The following is a 20,886-nucleotide window of genomic DNA, read 5'->3' as shown; positions in this document are numbered from 1 at the left end:
TCACTGAAACCGCTTATGCACCATCTGAAAGGCGGGGTGTAGCACCGGTTACGACTTATCGGTGTCCTCGTGGGTTTCATGCGCCAGATGCCCGTTCCAGTCCTCGGTCGGGATTTTCGGTTCGGGCGGGTCAGCCATGTAAGAGGGCGTCATGATCTGCACGTTGTTCTCATTGAACACAGCGACGATGTTGCGATGCAGGTCCGAGCGGATCTTTGGGATAATACTGCCGCGCGTCGAATATCCGTTGATCTGATAGTTGATCGCGTAATCGGCCAAAGCCGTCCATAAAACAAAAGGTTCCGGCTTGGCCTTGATCCCCTTGGTGCGGCTTGCTGCTTCGATCAGCATGGCCTCAACTTTTTCAGGCGGTTCCTCGTATCCGATTCCCACGGTGGTGTGCAAAAGCAACCCGCTGCCGTCGGTTTTCTTGGAGAAGTTCACCACATCCGAATTCATAAGCTGCGCGTTGGGGATCGAGATTAGCTCGTTCTTTATCGACTTCAGATGTGTTTCCATCAGCTTGATCTGGACGACATCGCCGATGTGATCGCCGATTTGAATCCGATCCCCGATTGAGGTTGACCGGCGATAGATCACGAACAGCCCGGCTAGCATGTTTGATACGACCGAGTTCGCACCCAGCGAAAGCATCGCGCCGACCAGAATGGTCAGCCCTTGGAAGGCGGCAGAATCTGAACCGGGGATGTAAGGCACGGCAAATACAAGCGCGATCAGGATGACGACGACGCGGGCGATGTTGAAGGTCGGGTTGACCCAGTGACGCTCGAAATCGCCCATGTCGAATGTGCCAGCCTCGACGGCATCGAAGAAAACGCGCATTCCCTTGATGATGTACATCGCCACCCACGAGATCAGCGCAAGCATGATCAGGTTGGGGATATAGCTGATGATCCCCTTGAAGATCAGAAGAACCGGCTCGGTCAGGTACGTCAGCAATAATTGGGCGAAATAACGAGTCTCGGCAAAGGCCAGCAGGACGAAAGACAGGTAGTAGTAGAACCCAAGGAAGAAAATCACGAGCAGGACGAAGTTCAGCCCGTACCGTACTAAGGCTGCGATTGCTTCGGCCTGAACGCTTTTGGCTGTGGCGGTCTCGACATCTCTCAGATGACGCTTCACGAATTTTACGGTTCGGCGTCTGATCCGTCGATGTATCCAAAGGATCAGGGCGACGAATGCTGCAAAACCGGCAGTCCACGCGATGGCTTCGATTGCGCCGGACACTCGCGCCTGGTCGGTCCGATTGGCCCTGTATGCCACGATTGCATCTTCGATCGCTTCACCATGGAGGAAGCTGAGAACGTCCAGCTCCATTTGTTCCAGTTCGGAATCGGCGACGGTGACCACTGAAACCGCAAAACCGTCAACAAGGATGCGGGTGCCAAGATCCGTTTCCTCGTAGGCAATCGTCACGGTCGGGCTGTCGGAGGATTCGGCCGCTTTGACGATGTTGTCCTGAACGGTTTCGGCACGCTCTTGCGCGGGAAGGGCGCTTGAACCCCTTAGGAAAAACAGCGTATCGCCATCCACAATCACGGGGGCTTTGAACGTATCAGATTGTTCTTCGGCAATTTCGGTTTGCGTGTCCGTTTCCTGCGCAAATGCAAAGGGTGCCAGCAACGCGAAGAATAAGACTGCAATCAGCAGTTGGCGAAACAGGCCAAGGGTATGGATTAATTGCGTCATTCGCCCTCCCACGGCTCAACTATATCTACCCAATCCGGTGTTCCTAGAACGCAGTCGCAACTTCGGCCTGCCACTGTGATTAATATGAGCCAATCATTGAAAAAACCTGCGCCACCATTCCTTGCAAACAGGCGGTTCAAAGAATAGGTTCTCGCCAAATTTGCGGAGCGCTTCCGCAAGACCAAACCAAAAGGAATATCCCATGGAAGGTGGCGCAATCGCCCAGTTTCTCCCGCTGATCCTGATCTTCGCGATCATGTATTTCCTGCTGATCCGTCCGCAGCAGAAGAAGATGAAGGAACATCAGGCCATGGTCGAAGCCGTGCGCCGGGGCGATCAGGTGGTCACCCAGGGTGGCCTGATCGGCAAGGTGTCAAAGGTCAAGGAAGGCGACAACGAGATCGAGGTTGAGATCGCAGAAGGCGTCAAGGTCCGTGTGGTCAAATCGACCATTGCGCAGGTTCTGAACAAGACCGAGCCAGCGAAGTAACTTCGCACGACATCTCGTTGAAAAGGCAGGGTAATGCTGCAAATTGATACCTGGAAGCGGGTTCTGATCTGGGCGGTCTGTGTGATCGGTCTGCTGATGGCCCTGCCGAATGCGTTTTACACGCGCGTCGAGCAATCCAACGATGCCAAGGCCGCAATTGAGCTTGGCATCGACACCCCCGAGATGCAGGCCGAGGCGGGGCAATGGCCGAATTGGTTGCCGTCATCTCTGGTCAATCTTGGCCTTGATCTTCGTGGGGGCGCGCATCTGCTGGCCGAAGTGCAGGTTGGCGATGTCTACGAATCTCGCATGGATGCGATGTGGCCGGAAATCCGCGATGCATTGCGTGATGAGCGGGGCACAGTTGGCACAATTCGCCGGCAGGATTCGGCTCCGGACGAGATTCGGGTGCGCATCAGCCAGCCAGAAGGCATGCCTCGCACGCTGGAAGTCGTGCGCGGATTGGCCCGTCAGGTGCAGACTCTGACCGGCGTAGGCGCCACGGATATCGAAGCGCGGGCCGAGGGTGACACGATCATTGTGCGATTGTCCGAGGCTGAACAGCTTGCCTCGGACGACCGCACAGTGCGTCAGTCGCTTGAGATCATTCGCCGCCGGATCGACGAAGTCGGCACCCGAGAGCCGACGATTCAGCGCCAAGGCACAGACCGGATTTTGATTCAGGTTCCGGGCATCGGCAGCGCGGGTGAGTTGAAAGAGATTATCGGCACAACCGCGCAACTGACGTTTAACCCGGTTGTCAGCCGTGGCACCAACCCCGATGCGGTTGCTGGTGTGGGTGAGAAAGTTGTCCCGTCCATCGACGAAGATGGCGTGTATTACACGCTTGACGCTGCGCCCGTGGTGACGGGCGAAGAATTGGTGGATGCGCAACCTGCGTTCGACCAGAACGGTCGCCCTGCGGTGAACTTCCGGTTCAACACGTCCGGAGCCCGCAAATTCGGCGACTATACGCTGGAAAATATCGGTGCGCCCTTTGCTATTGTTCTGGATGATGAGGTGATCTCGGCCCCCGTAATCCAAAGTCATATTCCGGGCGGATCGGGGATCATCACCGGTAACTTCACCGTTGAAGAAAGCACCAATTTGGCTGTTCTGTTGCGTGCAGGTGCTTTGCCAGCCGGGTTGGAGTTCCTGGAAGAACGCACCATCGGCCCGGAACTGGGGCAAGACAGCATCGACGCCGGTAAGGTCGCAACCATCGTGGCATTCGTCGCCGTGCTGGTCTTTATGGCGCTCAGCTATGGTCTGTTTGGTGTTTTTGCCAATATCGCGCTGATCCTGAACGTGGGACTACTGTTTGGCCTGCTGTCTATGATCGGGGCCACGCTGACCCTGCCGGGGATCGCGGGTATCGTACTGACGGTCGGTATGGCGGTGGACGCCAACGTGCTGATCTTTGAACGTATCCGCGAGGAACTGAAATCCGCCAAAGGCCCCGCCCGCGCCATCGAACTGGGCTATGAAAAGGCGCTGTCAGCCATTCTGGACGCAAACGTGACCACCTTCATCACTGCCGTGATCCTGTTTGCCATGGGCAGCGGGCCGGTGCGCGGCTTTGCCATCACTCTGGGTCTGGGTATCCTCACCTCGGTCTTCACCGCGATCTTCGTGACGCGCCTGATGATCGTGATGTGGTTTGAACGCCGCCGCCCGAAAACGATCGAGGTTTGATCATGAGACTGAAACTTGTCCCGCAAAACACCTCGTTCGATTTCTTCAGTCGCTGGAAGATCTGGCTTGGCATATCCGGTCTGATGATGGTGATCGCCTTCACGTCCTTCCTGTTGCAAGGGCTGAACTTCGGTATCGACTTCCGAGGAGGCACTACGATCCGCACCCAATCAGCGCAGGAAATCGACGTAGGCGCTTATCGCGATGCCATTGCGCCGCTGGAATTGGGTGATGTAACTATTACAGAGATTTTCGATCCGACCTTCGGTGAAGACGAAAACGTCGCAATGATCCGTATTCAGGCGCAAGCCGATGCCGAGGCTGTTTCGGCCGCAACCGTCACGGCCGTAGAAGCAGCGCTGAAAGGGGCGGCCCCGGACATTGTTTTCGTATCCGTCGAATCCGTCGGCCCCAAGGTTTCGGGTGAGTTGATCCAGACTGCTGTGATCGCCGTTGTCCTCGCGATTGGGGCTGTGCTGGTCTATATCTGGCTGCGCTTTGAATGGCAGTTCGCATTGGGTGCGGTCGCCGCACTTGTGCACGATGTGATCCTGACAATCGGTATCTTCTCGGAACTGCAAATCCGCTTCGACCTTGCCATCATCGCGGCGCTTTTGACCATTGTGGGCTATTCGCTGAACGATACCGTGGTTGTCTTCGACCGCGTCCGTGAAAACCTGCGCAAATACAAAAAGAAAGAGCTGAAAGAGGTTCTGAATATCTCGATCAACGAAACCCTCAGCCGGACGGTCATGACCTCGGTCACAACCCTGCTTGCGCTGATATCGCTGTACGTACTGGGCGGGGACGTCATCCGAGGCTTTGTCTTTGCGATGATCTGGGGTGTGATCGTGGGGACGTATTCCTCGGTCTTCGTGGCGTCGACCATCCTGCTGTGGCTGGGGGTCAAACGCGACTGGTCCAAGCCCTCGAACACGGCGGGCAACCAGTTTGCCAACGTCGATGCCTGATGTTTTCGGCCAGTCCCCGACGGGGCTGGCCGTCATTATTTTCGCGGCCTTTCTGGGCGGTATAGTTCGCGGCTTTTCCGGCTTTGGAACCGCGCTGATCTTTTTACCGATCGCGACGCCCTACCTTGGCCCGTTTGGGGCGCTGATCGGCCTAACCATTATGGATATCTTCGGACCCCTGCCGAATTTGCGCCGCGCTTGGGGGGCTGTCGATCGGGGCGACTTGCTTCGGCTTGTCGGAGGCTGCGCGATACTGCTGCCTGTGGGATTGTGGCTGCTGACGCAAGTTGAGCCGGACGTTTTTCGCTATACGGTCAGTATTCTGGCGATTGCAATGCTGGTGATCTTGATTTCGGGGCTGCGCTATCACGGTCGCGTCGGTCGAAAGATGGTTATGAGTATCGGTGCCGCGGCAGGTTTTCTGGGCGGTGTGGCGGGGCTGCCAGGGCCAGCCGTCATTCTTTTCTACATGTCTCGCCCTCTGCCGATTGAAGTTATCCGCGCCACTATTTTGCTTTTTCTGTTTGCCTTCGATTTCCTGATCTTGGGTTATTTGTCCGGCATGGGATTGGTCACGTTGTCCGCGGCTGCATTGGGATTTCTGCTGGCGATTCCGAACTTTTTGGGCAATTGGCTCGGTGGCTGGCTGTTTCGACCCTCGCGTGAAAAGGCCTATCGCATTGCTGCCTATCTTGCGATCGCGCTTGCGGCCTTGTCCGGCCTGCCTCTTTGGGGCTAGAACGCATCCATGCGCCTGAATGAGATCACGTATAACAACGCAGTACCCATTGACGGCTATGGCCCGGGGTTCTTCCGGATTGGCGGTGAGGTCCACGAAGGGACGGTTCTGACCAGCCCTCAGGGGACAACGGTTTGGAATGGCTATTCGGACGAAGCCGCATTGTTGGCGTTGGCCGATCACATAGATGTACTGTTCATCGGTACCGGGGCCGAACTTGTCCATATTCCGGCCGATCTCCGGACCAAACTTGAAAGCGCGGGCATCGGGGTCGAGATCATGAGCTCTCCCGCTGCCTGCCGCACGTATAATGTACTGCTGTCCGAGGGGCGCCGCGTCGCGCTGGCCCTAATCCCTGTCTAAGGGATCCGTCTTCATCTGGCCAAAAATATCCCGGGGAGCCGGCATAGGCGCGCCTTTGGTTCAAGCGCCATTGGCGGCGGGGCAGGCCCCTCGCTTCCTCCAGTGTCACTACAAACCCTATTCAAGTTCTGCTGCAAATCCTTCCTTTTGTCCGTTCGTGCAATCCGTTAAGCGAAGGACATGACACTGACTGTAACTGAACTGGCCATCGCCCGAGGGGGCGTTCCCGTGCTCGAAGGGCTCAACTTTGCGCTTCAGCCCGGCAAGGCGCTTATCCTGCGCGGCCCGAACGGGATCGGGAAGACAACCCTTCTTCGGACACTTGCGGGGCTGCAACCTCCTATCGCAGGTCAAATCGAGGGGGGCGAGGATCAGATCGCCTATGCCTCTCATTCAGACGGGATTAAGCCAACTCTGACAGTGGTCGAGAATTTGGCGTTTTGGGCATCGGTTTTTGGCACAAGGGGTATACAGCCTGCATTGGACGCATTTGCTCTGAATGAGCTATCGGACCGGCATGCGGGCAACCTGTCGGCCGGACAAAAGCGGCGGCTGGGGTTGGCCCGGATGCTGGTCACGGGGCGGCCGATCTGGATGCTGGACGAACCCACCGTATCGCTGGACAAAAATGCGGTGAAAATGTTCGCTGATGCCGTACGTGCGCATCTGGGGCAGGGGGGCTCGGCCCTGATCGCCACCCATATCGACCTCGGCCTGGACGGGGAGGTTTTGGATGTCGGCCCCAACAAGGCCAAACCCAAACTTATTGACGATTTCGACGGAGGTTTCCTGTGATCGCTCTGCTGCTGCGTGACCTGAAACTCGCCTTCCGCGCGGGCGGAGGGTTTGGCCTGGGACTGGCCTTCTTCCTGATTGTCACTGTGCTGGTGCCGTTCTCAGTCGGGCCGCAATCCTCGCTGTTGTCGACCATCGCGCCGGGTATCCTGTGGCTAGGCGCGCTGCTTGCCTGCCTGCTATCGCTGGACCGCCTACTGGCGCTGGATTGGGAGGACGGCTCGCTTGACCTGCTGGCCACCGCGCCGCTGCCACTGGAATCGGTAGTGACGATCAAGGCTCTGGCCCATTGGCTGACCACTGGCCTGCCGCTGGTTCTGGCCGCACCCTTTTTGGGCGTTCTGCTGAACCTGCCGGTGCCGGGGTATTTCTGGCTGGTCATCTCGCTGCTGATCGGCACCCCGGCCATGAGCGTTATCGGAACCTTCGGCGCTGCCCTGACCGTGGGCCTGAAACGTGGCGGCTTGCTGCTGTCGCTGCTGGTCCTGCCGCTTTATGTCCCCACGCTGATCTTTGGCGCCGAAGTCGCCCGGCGTGGTGCCACGGGGATGGAGACACAGACCCCACTGCTCATGCTGGCCGGGATCACCGCCGCGACAATTGCGCTGTTGCCCTTTGCCAGCGCCGCCGTTTTGCGTATCAACCTTCGGTGACCCATTTAAAGATTGACCAAGGTCAATTGAGAACGAAACCGACTCGGACTAGATAAGGCCCATGTCTATCGCAGCTAAAGCCAACGCCCTCTGGGAATACGCCAATCCGCGCAAGTTCCTTGCCACCAGCGAACGGGTAATGCCGTTTTTCTGGATCACCTCTGTCGCGAGCATCGTGGTGGGGCTGGTGTGGGGGTTTTTCTTTACGCCGGATGACTACAAACAGGGCTCGACCGTCAAGATCATCTACCTGCACGTTCCTGCGGCGCTGATGGCGATCAACTGCTGGCTGATGATGCTGGTAACCTCGTTGGTCTGGCTGGTACGCCGTCACCATGTCAGCGCGCTGGCGGCCCGCGCGGCTGCCCCCATCGGCATCGTGATGACACTGATCGCATTGGCGACGGGCGCAATCTGGGGTCAACCCATGTGGGGTACCTGGTGGGCGTGGGATCCGCGCCTGACCTCGTTCCTGATCCTGTTCCTGTTCTACCTGGGCTACGTGGCCCTCTGGGAAGCGATCGAAGACCCTGATACAGCCGCCGACCTGACATCGGTCCTGTGTCTGGTGGGCTCGGTCTTTGCGATCCTCAGCCGCTATGCGGTGAATTTCTGGAACCAGGGCCTGCATCAGGGGGCTTCGGTAATGCGCGCTGCTGCGATTACCGGAGTGGATACAGAAGAAAAGGTCAGCAACATCTATTTCTACCCGCTGCTTCTGTGCATCATCGGGTTTGTCCTGCTGTTCATTGCGCTGGTGCTGTACCGCACGGGTACGGAAATTCGCGCGCGCCGGATCAAGGCACTGCTGGCACGGGAAAGGGTAAACGGATGATCCCTGATCTTGGAAAATACGCCGATACGGTTATCTGGTCTTATGTCGTATCCATCGGCCTGTTGGTGGTGCTGGTCGCATTTAGCGTAATGCGAGGGCGCAAGGTTCGGGTCGAACTTGAGAAGGTCGAGGACAGGATGACCCGAAATGGCTAAAATCTCGCCGTTGATGATCGCTCCGCCAGTGATCTTTGGAATTTTCGCGATCACAGCCTTAGTGCAATTGCAAAGCGGGTCTGATGAAACACTCCCATCGGCTTTGGAGGGGCATCCGGCGCCGCCCGTCGTTTTGACCGAATTTCCCGGCAAAGCCAGCTTTGATGACGCCACGCTGCGCGATGGCGAGGTCAAGTTGGTGAACTACTGGGCCAGTTGGTGCGCGCCTTGCCGGGTCGAGCATCCTAATCTGCAAGCTCTGTCGGATGAGGGTATCCCGGTTTATGGAATCAACTACAAAGATCAGTTGAACAATGCCGAAAGCTTCCTGTCCGAACTGGGCGATCCCTATGCCGGGATTGGACGGGATGAACAAGGGCGGTTGGGCCTTGACTGGGGCGTTTACGGCGTGCCTGAAACCTATGTCATAGACGGGCAGGGCACGATCATCTTGCGGTTTCCCGGACCAATAACGCAGCGCGTGATCGAAAGCACGATCCGACCGGCCCTAGAAAAAGCGGCAGCCAACTAAACCTCGCCCCTTCTTCTGTTGAAAAATACTTCGGAGCGCGAGGCAGAGCCTCGCAAGAATAAAGGACGCCCGCAGGCGTCCTTTATTGTTCGGGCTTACCCAACGATCACCCCGCCTTGGCGAGGTTCCGCAGAACATATTGCAGCACACCGCCGTTTTCGATGTATTCGATCTCGGGCGCGGTATCGATGCGGCACTTCAGAGTGATGGTTTTCTCGGTGCCGTCACCGTAAACGATTGTGCAGGGCACCTCTTGCAGGGGCTCGACCGCGTCCAATCCTTCAATCGAAACAGTCTCGTCGCCCTTCAGGCCCAGCGTCTTGCGGGTGTCACCGCCGGTGAATTCGAACGGGATCACGCCCATTCCAACAAGGTTCGAACGGTGAATGCGCTCAAAGCTTTCGGCAATTACGGCCTTGACGCCCAGCAATGCTGTTCCTTTGGCGGCCCAATCCCGCGAAGAACCCGCGCCATATTGTTCACCGCCAAAGACAACCAGTGGGGCGCCTTGTTCTTGATAAGCCATCGATGCCTCGTAGACCGTGGTTTGCTGCCCATCGGGGCCTTTGGTGTAGCCGCCTTCAACACCATCCAACATCTCATTCTTGACGCGGATATTGGCGAAGGTGCCACGCATCATGATCTCGTGGTTGCCGCGGCGCGACCCGTAAGAATTGAACTCGCGCGGCTGAACCTGCCGGTCGATCAGATACTTTCCAGCTGGCGTTGTCGTCGCAAACGACCCAGCGGGTGAGATATGGTCGGTGGTGATCATGTCACCCAGGATCAGCAGAACCTTGGCTCCTTCGATATTCGAGATGGTGCCCGGCTCAGCGCCCATGCCCTGGAAATAGGGTGGGTTCTGGATGTAGGTCGACGCGGGTGGCCAGTCATAAGTTTCCTGCTGCGGAACCTCGACGCTCTGCCATTTCTCGTCGCCCTTGAAAACGTCGGCGTATTTCGACTGGAACGCTTCGCGCGTCACTGTCTGTTCAACCAGTTCGGCAATCTCTTGGGTCGACGGCCAGATATCCTTCATGAAGACATCGTTGCCATTCATGTCCTGGCCAATCGGTTCCGACGTCAGGTCAATGTCCAGAGTGCCGGCAAGTGCGTAGACCACGACCAGCGGCGGCGAGGCTAGATAGTTGGCGCGCACATCGGGCGAAATGCGGCCTTCAAAGTTGCGATTGCCCGACAGAACCGAAGTAGCGACCAGATCGCCCTCGGCAATGGCTTCCGAGATCTCTTTCTGGATTGGACCTGAGTTACCGATGCAAGTGGTGCAGCCATAACCAACAAGGTTGAATCCGATCTTGTCCAGATCTTCCTGAAGACCCGCGGCCTCCAGATAGGCGGACACGACCTGCGACCCCGGCGCCAGTGAGGTTTTGACCCACGGCTTGCGATCCAAACCCAATGCCGCTGCTTTGCGTGCCACAAGCCCCGCGCCGATCATCACGTAGGGGTTCGACGTGTTGGTGCAAGAAGTGATCGAGGCGATCACGACCTTGCCCGATTCCATGCCATAGTTTTCACCTTTGACCTCAACCTGCTTGCCCATCGGGCGCTTGAAAATCTCGGCCATCTCTTTGGTGAACGCGGCCTTCGCATCCGTCAACGCCACATAGTCCTGAGGACGTTTCGGACCCGAGATCGCGGGGACAATAGTCCCCATATCCAGCGAGAGGGTGTCGGTATAGATCGGCGCATAATCCGCGCCGCGCCAGAACCCGTTTTCCTTGGCATAGGCTTCGACCAGCGCAATACGATCCTCGTCGCGACCGGTATTACGCATGTAGCGCAGCGTTTCGCCGTCGATTGGGAAGAAGCCGCAGGTTGCACCGTATTCCGGGGCCATGTTCGCAATGGTCGCTCGGTCGGCCAGCGGCAGACGGTCCAGACCCTCGCCATAGAACTCGACGAATTTGCCTACCACGCCTTTCTCGCGCAGCATTTCGACCACTTTCAGTACCAGATCGGTGCCGGTTGTGCCTTCGACCATCTCGCCGGTCAGTTCAAAGCCCACAACCTCGGGGATCAGCATCGAGATCGGCTGACCCAGCATCGCAGCCTCGGCCTCGATCCCGCCAACGCCCCAGCCCAGAACGGCCATACCGTTGACCATGGTGGTGTGGCTGTCGGTGCCAACCAGCGTGTCAGGGTAGGCGACTTCGTTGCCGTCCTGATCGGTGTCGGTCCAGACGGTTTGGGCCAGATATTCCAGGTTCACCTGATGGCAGATACCGGTTCCGGGGGGCACAACGCGGAAGTTGTTAAAGGCATTCTGGCCCCACTTCAGGAACTGATAGCGTTCCATGTTGCGCTCATACTCGCGGTCCACGTTCATCTGGAACGCGCGCGGGTTGCCGAACTCATCAATCATGACCGAGTGGTCGATGACCAGATCAACCGGGTTCAGCGGGTTGATCTTTTGCGCGTCGCCGCCCAAGCCCTTGATGCCATCGCGCATCGCGGCCAGATCAACCACCGCCGGAACGCCGGTGAAATCCTGCATCAGCACGCGGGCCGGGCGATAGGCGATCTCACGCGGGTTCTGACCGCCATTCGCGCCCCATTCGGCAAAGGCTTTGATGTCGTCGACGGACACGGAAAACCCGTCATCCTCGAACCGCAGCATATTCTCTAGCACCACTTTCAGCGCGGCTGGCAATTTGGAAAAGTCACCCAGACCGGCATCCTGCGCCGCGGGGATAGAATAATAAGAGATGGACTTGCCATTCACGTTCAGGCTGCGACGTGTCTTGGCGGTATCCTGTCCGACTTTGATGGGCATAATTTTGGCCTCCCTCTCAAATGACTTGGATTTTGGGACTCGCTGATGGTTATCTGCATTACCACAGCGCGCGGTTCAAGGTTCTAGGCGCTCAACCCCCTGTTTTTTGTATACCATTGCACACATTTTTCCCGGCGCCTATGTCCAGACTCTCAAGAAACCTTGATTGGAGGTTGAACGACGATCCGTTTAAACCGACTGGGCACCGTACAAAATCTTGAGACCAAAATGTCCAGAATCGCTCAGTTGACTGCGTTCGTTTCCCTGCTTTTGGCTACGTCAGCCGCTGCTGAAAGTGATCAGGTGGTGGTCGAGTTGTTTACATCTCAGGGGTGTTCGTCGTGTCCGCCTGCGGATCGGATCATGCACGATCTTGCAAGCCGAGAGGATGTCATCGGCCTGGCCTTGCACGTGGATTACTGGGACTATATTGGTTGGAAAGACGAATACGCCGACCCCGGTCATACAACACGGCAGAGAGCCTATGCCCGCGAGGGCGGTCGGACAATGATCTATACGCCGCAGATGGTGGTCAATGGCCAGCAGGACGTCGTTGGCGCGCAATCTCGTGAATTGGACAAACTGATTGATGCGCATTTGAAGGCAGCGCCCGAGGCATCTGTAACGGCGAAACATGCAGGGGATCAGGTGACAATCGACGTGACCCCGGTTGATGTGCCAAAGGGCGCGCTGTTTGACATTCGGGTTGTCCAGTATTCGCCGATGCGCCACGCGTCGATACGGCGCGGTGAGTTGGCCGGGCATGAACTGGATTACGCAAACGTGGTCGAAAGCTGGCAGATCGCCGGTCAGTGGACCGGCGATGCCCCGCAAGAGTTTTCCGTCTCATTGGTATCCGACCTGCCAGCCGTTGTTCTTGTTCAGAGGGTGGGGCACGGCCCCATCATTGCCGCTGCTCGGGTGGAATGATCAGGGCATGTCTTGGGGTTGAACCCCAAGCCCGTTCCATGGTTTCCAGCGTCGGTGAATCCAGAACCACTGTCCCATGTGCTGTCTGACTACGGATTCCAGATCGTCATTGGTGTACTGAGTCATCGTTTTGGCATCGGTGTGCGGCACCGGATCGTGGAGCACAATTTCAAAATCCAGCCCATTTTCTTGCCGTACGGCGTAACAGGGGATCATGACTGCCTTGTACTTCATCGCAAGTTCCGCGTTCAGCACTGATGTGACTGCGGGTTTGCCAAAGAACATCAGTTCCTCTCCGCCATGGGCATGGAGATCGGAAACGATCGCGATGATCTCACCCTTTTTCAACGAGCGCACCATTTCAACCATGCCACGGCGTCCTTGTTCGAACATCGGAGCTCCGGTTTTGTAGAAGGCATCCACATACATGTCGTTGAAATAGGGGTTCGCCATACGGCGGTACAGGCAACCGATTGCTTTTCCGCTTCGTGCCTGTAGCGCGACGCGCGCTGCAAGATAGTGCCCGAAATGCGCCGTGATCATCATGATCGGCTTTCCCTCGGCAATGGCTGCATCAAATGCCTCGACCCCGGGGCCCGAGATTTTTGCAGTGCGCTGACGCTCAGTAAACCCTTCGGGCGAAAAATGCTCCATGATCGCCCGGCCCGCATTGTCGGGAACGGCACGGCAAATACGCGCCACTTCGGCTTCGGAAAGCTCGGGGCAGGTCAGGTTCAGGTTGTTGCGGACCCGTTTCGAGAAGCCCACTACAGGGGCAAGACCGCGCACAATAGCACCCATCGTAGCGATGCGCCGTTCATAAGGCAAAAGCCGCATGGTTCCCACGACGCCCTTGAGAAACAGGCCTGTCAGGTAGTATTTGCCAAGCTCAAAGCGGCTGAGTTCAGACTTTTCAACGGGCATCAGGGGGTCTCGGCGACTATTTGAAATTGCCGGGTCAGACATACAAGCCGGAACCCGTAACCACAAGCATTCAACGCAGAGCCAGTGGTATGCGCAGTTGCGTCGGCCTATTCTTCTTTCTCTTCCTCGATCAATGTGATGGTTTCGGCTTCCACCAAGGCCCGAACGGCGCCAACGATTTGTGCCATGGCGTCTTCGGCCTCGGCCTGTTTGACCTTGCCGCGTTCGCCGATTTCGTCGCGCAGATTTTCAGCCATGCGCGACGACATGTTGGACAACATAAAATCCACAGCAGCCTTGTCTCCGTCGGTTTCTGCGCCTGCGAGGGCTGCGACCAATACGGGCTGGTCCACCCCTCGTAAAACAGCAGGTACATCCCGAGGCATCAGGCGCGCAGGGATATGCGCGAAGGTAAAGATCGACTGTCTTACGATACTGGCAAAATCCGAATCCTCTTCGTCCAGCGCGACAAGCAATCCGTCTCGCATTGCGGCGGCAGATTGGTTCAAGATGGCGCCTACGCGTTCCCCGGGCCCGTCAGCGAAGGCTGTGGCAGGGCGCTGATCGAGCTGCGCCGCAAGAGACCACCCGATCTGTTCAACGGCCTCGGGGGTGACATTGGCGGTTTTTGAAATGGCATAGGTAATACGTCGCGCGACCGGACCCGGAAGATGCCCCAGAAGCTGCGCGGCCTTTGCTGTTTCAAGTTTTGACAGCATGACAGCGGCGATTTCGGTGCTTTCCGCTTGAACCATCTCAGCCAATTCCTCGGGCGGGATCTGGCGCAGGCGTTCCCATGGATCACCAACCTGACGCACACCTGCGACCTTGCGCAGGCGCGCTGCCGTTGTGGGTGCAATTTTCCCGTTCACCGCGTCCAGAGCCCCCGCAAGTCCATGCGGAAAAGACAGGCCGACGCTTTCCAAAGCCTCAGCAAACTCTTGTGCGACCGCGTCAAGTGTTACGCGGTCCACCAAGCCCATCTGGCCAAGTTGGTGGGTCAGCGTTTCCTGCAACGCATCCGGAAGCTCTTCCAGGGGTATATCCGCGCCATCGTTCAACAAAAGGCGCACGACGACCGCAGCCTTTTGCCTGTTGCTGAGCTTGCGTGGAACTACACGCGGCGTTTCGTGGTTTTGTTCGGGCAACGGGGCGTTTGCGCCCGATGCCACCTGTACCAAAGTATTCGCGTCCTGCATCTGCCTGCGGTGCCACTCTTTTGTTCCGCAGTCAGGTTAGCGAGAGTCGGGTAAAGAAAGACTGAACCTCAGTAGCTATATGTCAGGCCTGTGCGGATCGCTTCGCGCAGCGACGCTTCGGCCCATGTACCTTCGCCGCCGCGTGCTTTGATTTCACGCCACTGCTCTATCGCGAGGTCGGTTTTTCCTTCTGAAACAAAACCCTGTGCCATGTAGGACCGGGCCAACAGGTTGTCCGGGTTCGCCTGAATCGCGTTGGTGTAGAAAGCATTCGCCAACTCTAGTTCGCCTATCTTACGGTAGGTGAAGCCCCAGTATGTCATCACGCGATCATCGTTCTGATCCATGACCTGAAGAATGCTTTGCGCATTCTCAAACTGCCCGTCATAAGCCAGTTCGCGAACGGCCTCATAAAGTTCGTCTTGGGTGAAGTTTGTTTTGTCAGGCTTGACGCAGCGACCGCGTTCTTTGTCAAAAACGCGTCCGAACAGGCATTTCTTGGTGGTGTTCGTCGGCTTGGGAGGGCTTGCGCTGTCCCCGCCTGCTGCGTGCAACGCAGGTGCGAATGCGAATGCCTGAAGGACAATAGCTGAAGCGAATACGATGCGCATTTTCCTACTCCGTTATCTGGGCCGTTCTGACCAAACTAGCGCGTTCTGGCGAAAAGCTACCAGCAGTTCGCTCGCTTTTATTCACAAGTAGGAAAGATATTCTCAGCTATTCACAATTTTTGCGCAACTATGGCTATCGGCGTCCCAATAGGTGCCGGGCGCACAGGATTGCGTTTGCTTTGAATGGCCGCTGCAGGCCAACGCGGCGGAAGTTGTGCAAGAAAGTGCAAGTGCGCAAAGAAGGATGCGGATCATCTTTGGGTCTCCTGTTCGGAAATACACCGACATGTTACCCGAAAATGAACGTTCTGGCAAAAAGAACGGCCCGGACCTGATCTTGAGGTCCGGGCCGTTTTCGCTGTTTGAATAGGCTTACTTATTCTCCAAAAACACGGGCGAAGATCGTATCGACGTGCTTTGTGTGGTAGCCGAGGTCGAATTTCTCTTCGATTTCATCAGTGCTCAGGGCGGCGGTAACGTCGGCATCCCCAAGAAGCTCGGTTTTGAAGTCCTTGCCTTCTTCCCAGACCTTCATCGCGTTGCGCTGTACCAGACGATAGGCGTCTTCGCGGCTGACGCCAGCTTGGGTCAGGGCAAGAAGCACGCGCTGGCTCATGACCAGACCACGGAACTTGTTCATGTTGGCCAGCATGTTTTCGGGGTAGACGACGAGTTTGTCGACCACGCTGGTCAGGCGTGACAGGGCAAAGTCCAGCGTAACGGTGGCATCAGGGCCGATGTTGCGCTCGACCGAGCTGTGCGAGATATCACGCTCGTGCCAGAGGGCCACGTTTTCCATTGCGGGGACTACGGCCATACGAACCAGTCGGGCCAGACCAGTCAGGTTTTCGGTCAGAACCGGATTGCGCTTGTGCGGCATCGCGGACGAGCCTTTTTGACCTTTCGAAAAGAACTCTTCGGCCTCCAGAACCTCGGTCCGCTGCATGTGGCGGACTTCGATGGCGATGTTTTCAATGCTGCTGGCGATGACGCCCAGCGTTGCAAAGAAGGCTGCGTGGCGGTCGCGGGGGATAACCTGCGTGCTGATCGGCTCGGGCACCAGACCCAGTTGATCGCAGACATGTTCTTCGACGCGCGGGTCGATATTGGCGAATGTACCGACCGCGCCACTGATCGCGCCGGTGGCGATTTCGGCACGCGCGTCGCGCATACGGGACAGGTTGCGGTCCATCTCGGCATAGAAGCGCGCAAAGGTCAGGCCCATAGTTGTGGGTTCGGCGTGGATGCCGTGGCTGCGGCCAATACGAACAGTTTCCTTATGCTCGTAAGCGCGGCGTTTCAGGGCAGCCAGCAGACCTTCGAGATCAGCGATCAGGATATCTGCCGCGCGGGTAAGCTGTACGTTGAAGCAGGTGTCCAGCACATCCGAAGACGTCATGCCCTGATGCACAAAGCGGGCCTCTTCGCTGCCCACATGCTCGGCCAGGTGGGTCAGGAATGCGATGACGTCGTGCTTGGTGACGGCCTCGATCTCGTCAATGCGGGCCACGTCGAATTCCACGTCCTTGGCTTTCCACACAGCATCGGCGTTTTCGCGCGGGATCACGCCCAGATCGGCCATGGCTTCGCAGGCATGGGCTTCGATTTCGTACCAGATGCGGAACTTGGTCTCGGGCGACCAGATGGCGACCATCTCGGGGCGGGAATAGCGGGGAATCATTGGCGGCAGCACCTTTTTGTGATTGGGATGAGGCGTTGGCGCGGGGTTTAGCCGTGCAGGTCTGTGGGAACAAGGTACGAGTGCAGGTATGAGACGGTTTGCCCTGATTTTGTTGCTCTGGCCTAGTATTTTGGCCGCAGAGGAGTTCCGCGCGCTGACTGGAGATGAGATTCTGGAGGCTTTGACCGGCCATAAGCTTGGCTACGGCAAAGGCATCTGGCAGACATTCGACGCATCTGGGGTGACAAACTACTTCTCAGGCGGTCCAAGCGCGGGGCGTTGGGTTGTGCGGGGGGACCAATACTGCTCGGTCTGGCCCCCGTCAGAGCTTTGGGCCTGCTATGACGTGCTCCGTTCGGGGCATATCATTCGGTTTGTCGACAGCAATGGCGAGCTAACAGACGGAACTTACGCTAAATGACCTTGCCGCAAAGCCTTTCGGACTTTGAGGGCCGCTGGAGCCTGACCCGTGTCATTCGCGATGCCAGGGCAGGGCACGTCGTGCGCGCAGACGGAACAGCAATTCTGAGCTGGTCCGACGATGGGCTGGTCTATGATGAAGACGTTACTTTGCGCCTTCCGGGGCAACCAGCTATGAAGGGAACGCGTCGCTATCTTTGGCGTGATGGCGGCGATGGTATCGCCGTGCATTTCGACGACGGCCGCTTTTTCCACACGCTAAAGCTGGGAAAGACCTTTGCGTCGGATCACCATGACTGCCCGCCGGACAGCTATGATGCAGAGTACGATTTCTCGAACTGGCCGCATTGGAAGGTGCGGTGGATCGTGTCCGGACCTCGAAAATCCTATGAAATGGACACGGAATTTATGCTGCGGTAGCGTAATCATCTTGCAGAATTAGCTACGACAGGGCATTGCTGTCGCAGAATTTCGTTCCGAATTGGGAGAAGTGAAGATGAATGCAAATGTTCTGGCCAACGCGATTGGTCCGCGCGAGGGAACAGCGCTGCGTGTCAAGCAGGTTGTTCTGGTTGCGCTGGGCATCGTTGCCCTGGCCGTTGCCGCGAAAATCAAAGTACCGATGTGGCCTGTGCCGATCACGATGGGTACTTTTGCTGTTTTGACCATCGGCACCGCCTATGGCGCCCGTTTGGGTCTGGTGACGATGCTGGGTTACCTGCTGGTTGGGGCGCTGGGCTTTGACGTTTTCGCCGGGTCTTCGGCTGAAAAATTCGGCCTGACTTACATGATGGGTGGCACTGGCGGCTATCTGGTGGGTTACCTGATGGCGACCGTCCTGCTGGGCGCTCTGGCTGCGCGCGGCTGGGACCGTTCGGTTGGCAAGCTGGCGCTGGCACTGGTTCTGGCCAACGTCCTGATCTATGTCCCCGGCCTGCTGTGGCTGGGTCAGCTTTATGGCTGGGACAAGCCAATCCTGGAATGGGGTCTGACACCGTTCCTCGTGGGTGACGCGATCAAGCTGGCTTTGGCTGCGCTGTTGATCCCTGGCCTGTGGAAGCTGGTCGGCGACGCCCGCACCTGATCCACGGCATATTCGCAATGAATGAACCCGCGCCGGGAAGACCCGGCGCGGGTTTTTTGTTGCATTCAGATACTGGACAAGTCGCACCGCCACAGTTCAGTTTGAATTGACTGAAACAAAAGGTTTTTGAGACATGCATATTCGATTGGCTGCCGTCTTGCCCACGTGCGCGGCATTGCTGTTGGGCGGTGCTCCGGCTGTTGCGGATACTCCGATCACTTACACAGACCAAGGGCGTGCCCTGTTCAGTTTTGCAGTCCCTGATTTCTGGGCCGTCCGTACCGGCGGCCCGCGCGAGATTGAGGATACCGAACTGGGCGACCCGCGCGCCGTTGCGCGCGTGATTGGCGTTCGCCCCGTGACCGATGACGGCGCGTGGATGGGGTTTGTTTCGCCTGCCGGTGTCGCCTCAATCGACGGAGGGCTTCGTTACTTGCAGGATATAGACAAGTTCCTTGTAAAAGACCCTGACGTTTCCGAGACCGTCACTACGCAGATCGGTGGTTTGCCTGCCCGAGTGATCCGAGGGACAGGCGCGCGCGAGGGGCGTGGCGTGAACTTTACCGCTACCGTGATTGACCTGCCGCGCGACCGTGTCGCGGTGATCATAGCCGTACTGCGCGACGGCGCTGATCCGGCCTATGTGGACGATCTGAACGCTGTGTTCGCATCGTTCCGGTCCGCGCAGTAAGGAGGCTCGGATGACACATAAACTGTTGAAACGGTCTATTCTGGCGCTGGGTCTTGGTGCTGCAAGTTTTACCCTGTCGGCTTGTGATGGCGTGACGGTCGGGGTTGGGTATGGGTACGATCCGTTCTACGACTCGATGCTGTGGAACGATTATTATCACGACGTGGACATCGACATTGACGTAGACCGCCCAGGTCGTCCACGTCCGCCCGTGGCCAAACCACCAGCGCGTCCCAAACCGCCCGTGGCCAAGCCGCCCGCACGCCCCAGACCACCCGTGGCCAAACCACCGGCGCGTCCGCGCCCGCCGGTCGCGCGCCCACCTGCGGCGCGACCGCCAATTCACCGTCCGGCTCCACGGCGCTGAGTTCGTCAGGTCAGGAGCTCGGTTGTGATCTGAGCTGAGCCCTCAAGTGTCCTGTGTACAGGGCACTTGTCGGCAATCTCTAGCAGGCGCGCGCGTTGGGTTTCGTCAAGCGGACCCTCCAGACGGATTTTCCGCCGAAACAGGTCGACTTTGCCGTCACTGACCAGACCAGCGTCCTGTGCGTGAACCTTGTCGTGGCAGACGTCTACAGTGATGCCGGTCAGCGGCCAGCCCTTGCGCCGCGCATACATGCGGATCGTCATCGAGGTGCAGGCCCCTAACCCTGACGACACAAAGCCGTAGGGCGACATGCCCTGATCGGTGCCTCCGTACGAGGCGGGCTCGTCGGCTACGGCGTGATGCCGGGGGCCGGACTGGATATCCTGCAGAAACCCCGCAGGATCAGCCTCGGTCACGCGCACGACACCTTCGGGCGCGCCCGGCGGAGGGGCTGGCGGGCACAGAGGAACATAACGTGTGACCCATGCCGCGATTACGTCAGCGGCATATTCAGCATCCGCTGCTCGTGTGATCAGGTGATCCGCATCGTCCAGCGTCACAAAGCTTTTGGGATGTTTGGCTGCTAGAAAGATCGTGCTGGCGTTGTCTACACTGACCGTTTCATCCAACGGGGCGTGCAAAACCAAAAGCGCGGCTTTCAGATTAGCAATGGCAGGTGTCAAAGCGGATTCCGAGATGTCGTCTACGAAGGCTTTGCCAATACGGAAAGGGCGCCCGCCCAGCGTGACCTCGGCAGAGCCTTGCTGTTGAATCTCGGGTAGGGCGTTTTCAAAGTGGTGCGACACATGCCCCGGATCGGCCGGGGCACCCAGTGTTGCGATGGCTTTGACGGTGGGAATGCCCGCGCGCGCGCGCAATACGGCTGCGCCCCCCAGCGAATGACCAATCAACAACGACGGAGCCATGTTGCGCCCGGCCAGATACTGGGCTGCGGCGATCAGGTCCTCGACATTCGACGTGAAAGTGGTGTTTGCAAACTCGCCTTCCGAATGGCCAAGGCCGGTAAAGTCGAAACGCAGAACGGCAATACCCATACCCGCCAAGCGCGCCGCAATCCGGCGGGCCGCAGGAATATCCTTGGAACAGGTAAAACAATGCGCGAACAAGGCTGTTGCCAGAACTGGTCCGTCCGGAAGATCAAGGCGAGCCGCCAACTGGTTGCCGTCGTGACCGGCGAATGTGATGCGTTCCGTAGGCATGGCGGCTCCTTACACTTCTTGATG

The 20,886-nt window shown here is 57.7% G+C and carries 23 protein-coding genes; 16 read left to right on the top strand and 7 right to left on the bottom strand.

The genetic code is table 11. The features are described from left to right. Positions 1-48: 48 nt before the first annotated feature. Positions 49-1,710 carry a mechanosensitive ion channel family protein gene (locus tag GOX73_RS16415; protein WP_171126504.1) on the bottom strand — a complete coding sequence of 554 codons (1,662 nt, stop codon included), beginning with the start codon at positions 1,708-1,710 and terminating at the stop codon, positions 49-51. Between the two features lie 202 nt (positions 1,711-1,912). Here GOX73_RS16415 and yajC point away from each other — a divergent pair, with 202 nt between their 5' ends. From yajC to GOX73_RS16365, 10 genes are all read left to right on the top strand, one after another. Continuing rightward, on the top strand, positions 1,913-2,200 hold the full coding sequence (gene yajC, locus GOX73_RS16410) for a preprotein translocase subunit YajC (RefSeq protein ID WP_155151194.1): 288 nt from the start codon (positions 1,913-1,915) through the stop codon (positions 2,198-2,200). 33 nt (positions 2,201-2,233) lie between these two features. Next, the gene (secD, locus tag GOX73_RS16405; RefSeq protein WP_171126505.1) at positions 2,234-3,895 is read left to right on the top strand and encodes a protein translocase subunit SecD; all 1,662 of its coding nucleotides are present in this window, start codon (positions 2,234-2,236) and stop codon (positions 3,893-3,895) included. 2 nt (positions 3,896-3,897) lie between these two features. After that, positions 3,898-4,866, top strand: a complete 969-nt coding sequence (gene secF, locus GOX73_RS16400) for a protein translocase subunit SecF (protein WP_171126506.1) — start codon at positions 3,898-3,900, stop codon at positions 4,864-4,866. Then, positions 4,859-5,605 (top strand): sulfite exporter TauE/SafE family protein, encoded by a 747-nt coding sequence (locus tag GOX73_RS16395; protein WP_171126507.1) that lies wholly within the window; start codon positions 4,859-4,861, stop codon positions 5,603-5,605. The genes secF and GOX73_RS16395 overlap by 8 nt, the downstream gene beginning before the upstream one ends. A gap of 9 nt (positions 5,606-5,614) precedes the next feature. Then, entirely contained in the window at positions 5,615-5,968 is a 354-nt protein-coding gene (locus GOX73_RS16390; protein WP_171126508.1) for an Mth938-like domain-containing protein, read from the top strand. Between the two features lie 180 nt (positions 5,969-6,148). Beyond that, on the top strand, positions 6,149-6,763 hold the full coding sequence (ccmA, locus tag GOX73_RS16385; protein ID WP_171126509.1) for a heme ABC exporter ATP-binding protein CcmA: 615 nt from the start codon (positions 6,149-6,151) through the stop codon (positions 6,761-6,763). Further along, the gene (ccmB, locus tag GOX73_RS16380) at positions 6,760-7,416 is read left to right on the top strand and encodes a heme exporter protein CcmB (protein WP_171126510.1); all 657 of its coding nucleotides are present in this window, start codon (positions 6,760-6,762) and stop codon (positions 7,414-7,416) included. Before ccmA ends, ccmB begins: the two co-directional genes overlap by 4 nt. Before the next feature lie 61 nt (positions 7,417-7,477). Next, on the top strand, positions 7,478-8,251 hold the full coding sequence (locus tag GOX73_RS16375; RefSeq protein WP_171126511.1) for a heme ABC transporter permease: 774 nt from the start codon (positions 7,478-7,480) through the stop codon (positions 8,249-8,251). Beyond that, positions 8,248-8,406 (top strand): heme exporter protein CcmD, encoded by a 159-nt coding sequence (ccmD, locus tag GOX73_RS16370; protein WP_171126512.1) that lies wholly within the window; start codon positions 8,248-8,250, stop codon positions 8,404-8,406. Before GOX73_RS16375 ends, ccmD begins: the two co-directional genes overlap by 4 nt. After that, positions 8,399-8,938, top strand: a complete 540-nt coding sequence (locus GOX73_RS16365) for a DsbE family thiol:disulfide interchange protein (protein WP_171126513.1) — start codon at positions 8,399-8,401, stop codon at positions 8,936-8,938. Before ccmD ends, GOX73_RS16365 begins: the two co-directional genes overlap by 8 nt. A 106-nt stretch (positions 8,939-9,044) precedes the next feature. Here the strand turns inward: GOX73_RS16365 and acnA are convergent, their stop codons facing one another. Continuing rightward, entirely contained in the window at positions 9,045-11,735 is a 2,691-nt protein-coding gene (acnA, locus tag GOX73_RS16360; protein WP_171126514.1) for an aconitate hydratase AcnA, read from the bottom strand. 228 nt (positions 11,736-11,963) lie between these two features. On the opposite strand from acnA, the gene GOX73_RS16355 reads away from it, so the two are divergent. Beyond that, on the top strand, positions 11,964-12,665 hold the full coding sequence (locus GOX73_RS16355; protein ID WP_171126515.1) for a thioredoxin family protein: 702 nt from the start codon (positions 11,964-11,966) through the stop codon (positions 12,663-12,665). On the opposite strand, the gene GOX73_RS16350 is transcribed toward GOX73_RS16355, so the two are convergent. The 4 genes from GOX73_RS16350 to purB all read right to left on the bottom strand — a co-directional run bounded on the left by GOX73_RS16350 (position 12,666) and on the right by purB (position 17,080). Next, positions 12,666-13,589, bottom strand: coding sequence for a lysophospholipid acyltransferase family protein (locus GOX73_RS16350; RefSeq protein WP_171122145.1), 924 nt, complete (start codon positions 13,587-13,589; stop codon positions 12,666-12,668). It lies immediately after the preceding gene. Between the two features lie 107 nt (positions 13,590-13,696). Further along, positions 13,697-14,788 (bottom strand): flagellar motor switch protein FliG, encoded by a 1,092-nt coding sequence (locus tag GOX73_RS16345; RefSeq protein WP_171126516.1) that lies wholly within the window; start codon positions 14,786-14,788, stop codon positions 13,697-13,699. 68 nt (positions 14,789-14,856) lie between these two features. Further along, positions 14,857-15,399 carry a hypothetical protein gene (locus GOX73_RS16340; protein ID WP_171122147.1) on the bottom strand — a complete coding sequence of 181 codons (543 nt, stop codon included), beginning with the start codon at positions 15,397-15,399 and terminating at the stop codon, positions 14,857-14,859. Between the two features lie 376 nt (positions 15,400-15,775). Continuing rightward, a complete protein-coding gene (gene purB / locus GOX73_RS16335) occupies positions 15,776-17,080 on the bottom strand; it encodes an adenylosuccinate lyase (RefSeq protein ID WP_171122148.1) in 1,305 nt (434 codons plus the stop codon). Between the two features lie 88 nt (positions 17,081-17,168). On the opposite strand from purB, the gene GOX73_RS16330 reads away from it, so the two are divergent. The 5 genes from GOX73_RS16330 (at position 17,169) to GOX73_RS16310 (ending at position 19,642) form a co-directional block, all read left to right on the top strand. Next, the gene (locus GOX73_RS16330) at positions 17,169-17,501 is read left to right on the top strand and encodes a hypothetical protein (protein ID WP_171126517.1); all 333 of its coding nucleotides are present in this window, start codon (positions 17,169-17,171) and stop codon (positions 17,499-17,501) included. Further along, positions 17,498-17,920, top strand: a complete 423-nt coding sequence (locus tag GOX73_RS16325; RefSeq protein ID WP_171126518.1) for a DUF6314 family protein — start codon at positions 17,498-17,500, stop codon at positions 17,918-17,920. Before GOX73_RS16330 ends, GOX73_RS16325 begins: the two co-directional genes overlap by 4 nt. A gap of 76 nt (positions 17,921-17,996) precedes the next feature. After that, positions 17,997-18,584 (top strand): biotin transporter BioY, encoded by a 588-nt coding sequence (locus GOX73_RS16320; RefSeq protein ID WP_171122151.1) that lies wholly within the window; start codon positions 17,997-17,999, stop codon positions 18,582-18,584. A 133-nt stretch (positions 18,585-18,717) separates the two neighbouring features. Next, positions 18,718-19,275 (top strand): hypothetical protein, encoded by a 558-nt coding sequence (locus GOX73_RS16315; RefSeq protein WP_171126519.1) that lies wholly within the window; start codon positions 18,718-18,720, stop codon positions 19,273-19,275. Positions 19,276-19,285: 10 nt separating this feature from the next. Next, positions 19,286-19,642 carry a hypothetical protein gene (locus tag GOX73_RS16310; protein WP_171126520.1) on the top strand — a complete coding sequence of 119 codons (357 nt, stop codon included), beginning with the start codon at positions 19,286-19,288 and terminating at the stop codon, positions 19,640-19,642. A 5-nt stretch (positions 19,643-19,647) separates the two neighbouring features. On the opposite strand, the gene GOX73_RS16305 is transcribed toward GOX73_RS16310, so the two are convergent. Then, positions 19,648-20,862: a bifunctional alpha/beta hydrolase/OsmC family protein gene (locus tag GOX73_RS16305; RefSeq protein WP_171126521.1), complete on the bottom strand. Its 1,215-nt coding sequence runs from the start codon at positions 20,860-20,862 to the stop codon at positions 19,648-19,650. Positions 20,863-20,886: the final 24 nt, after the last annotated feature.

Source organism: Ruegeria sp. HKCCD7221 (assembly GCF_013031225.1).
Lineage (GTDB): Bacteria > Pseudomonadota > Alphaproteobacteria > Rhodobacterales > Rhodobacteraceae > Ruegeria.
The sequence above is the reverse complement of the archived record's forward strand: the minus strand, read 5'-3'. Positions and strand labels throughout refer to the sequence as shown.

Bases quoted from the DNA above. Each gene is read 5' to 3' on its own strand.
- GOX73_RS16415 (WP_171126504.1), bottom strand. From the start codon at position 1,710: ATGACGCAATTAATCCATACCCTTGGCCTGTTTCGCCAACTGCTGATT.
- yajC (WP_155151194.1), top strand. From the start codon at position 1,913: ATGGAAGGTGGCGCAATCGCCCAGTTTCTCCCGCTGATCCTGATCTTC.
- secD (WP_171126505.1), top strand. From the start codon at position 2,234: ATGCTGCAAATTGATACCTGGAAGCGGGTTCTGATCTGGGCGGTCTGT.
- secF (WP_171126506.1), top strand. From the start codon at position 3,898: ATGAGACTGAAACTTGTCCCGCAAAACACCTCGTTCGATTTCTTCAGT.
- GOX73_RS16395 (WP_171126507.1), top strand. From the start codon at position 4,859: ATGCCTGATGTTTTCGGCCAGTCCCCGACGGGGCTGGCCGTCATTATT.
- GOX73_RS16390 (WP_171126508.1), top strand. From the start codon at position 5,615: ATGCGCCTGAATGAGATCACGTATAACAACGCAGTACCCATTGACGGC.
- ccmA (WP_171126509.1), top strand. From the start codon at position 6,149: ATGACACTGACTGTAACTGAACTGGCCATCGCCCGAGGGGGCGTTCCC.
- GOX73_RS16375 (WP_171126511.1), top strand. From the start codon at position 7,478: ATGTCTATCGCAGCTAAAGCCAACGCCCTCTGGGAATACGCCAATCCG.
- ccmD (WP_171126512.1), top strand. From the start codon at position 8,248: ATGATCCCTGATCTTGGAAAATACGCCGATACGGTTATCTGGTCTTAT.
- GOX73_RS16365 (WP_171126513.1), top strand. From the start codon at position 8,399: ATGGCTAAAATCTCGCCGTTGATGATCGCTCCGCCAGTGATCTTTGGA.
- acnA (WP_171126514.1), bottom strand. From the start codon at position 11,735: ATGCCCATCAAAGTCGGACAGGATACCGCCAAGACACGTCGCAGCCTG.
- GOX73_RS16355 (WP_171126515.1), top strand. From the start codon at position 11,964: ATGTCCAGAATCGCTCAGTTGACTGCGTTCGTTTCCCTGCTTTTGGCT.
- GOX73_RS16350 (WP_171122145.1), bottom strand. From the start codon at position 13,589: ATGCCCGTTGAAAAGTCTGAACTCAGCCGCTTTGAGCTTGGCAAATAC.
- GOX73_RS16345 (WP_171126516.1), bottom strand. From the start codon at position 14,788: ATGCAGGACGCGAATACTTTGGTACAGGTGGCATCGGGCGCAAACGCC.
- GOX73_RS16340 (WP_171122147.1), bottom strand. From the start codon at position 15,399: ATGCGCATCGTATTCGCTTCAGCTATTGTCCTTCAGGCATTCGCATTC.
- purB (WP_171122148.1), bottom strand. From the start codon at position 17,080: ATGATTCCCCGCTATTCCCGCCCCGAGATGGTCGCCATCTGGTCGCCC.
- GOX73_RS16330 (WP_171126517.1), top strand. From the start codon at position 17,169: ATGAGACGGTTTGCCCTGATTTTGTTGCTCTGGCCTAGTATTTTGGCC.
- GOX73_RS16325 (WP_171126518.1), top strand. From the start codon at position 17,498: ATGACCTTGCCGCAAAGCCTTTCGGACTTTGAGGGCCGCTGGAGCCTG.
- GOX73_RS16320 (WP_171122151.1), top strand. From the start codon at position 17,997: ATGAATGCAAATGTTCTGGCCAACGCGATTGGTCCGCGCGAGGGAACA.
- GOX73_RS16315 (WP_171126519.1), top strand. From the start codon at position 18,718: ATGCATATTCGATTGGCTGCCGTCTTGCCCACGTGCGCGGCATTGCTG.
- GOX73_RS16310 (WP_171126520.1), top strand. From the start codon at position 19,286: ATGACACATAAACTGTTGAAACGGTCTATTCTGGCGCTGGGTCTTGGT.
- GOX73_RS16305 (WP_171126521.1), bottom strand. From the start codon at position 20,862: ATGCCTACGGAACGCATCACATTCGCCGGTCACGACGGCAACCAGTTG.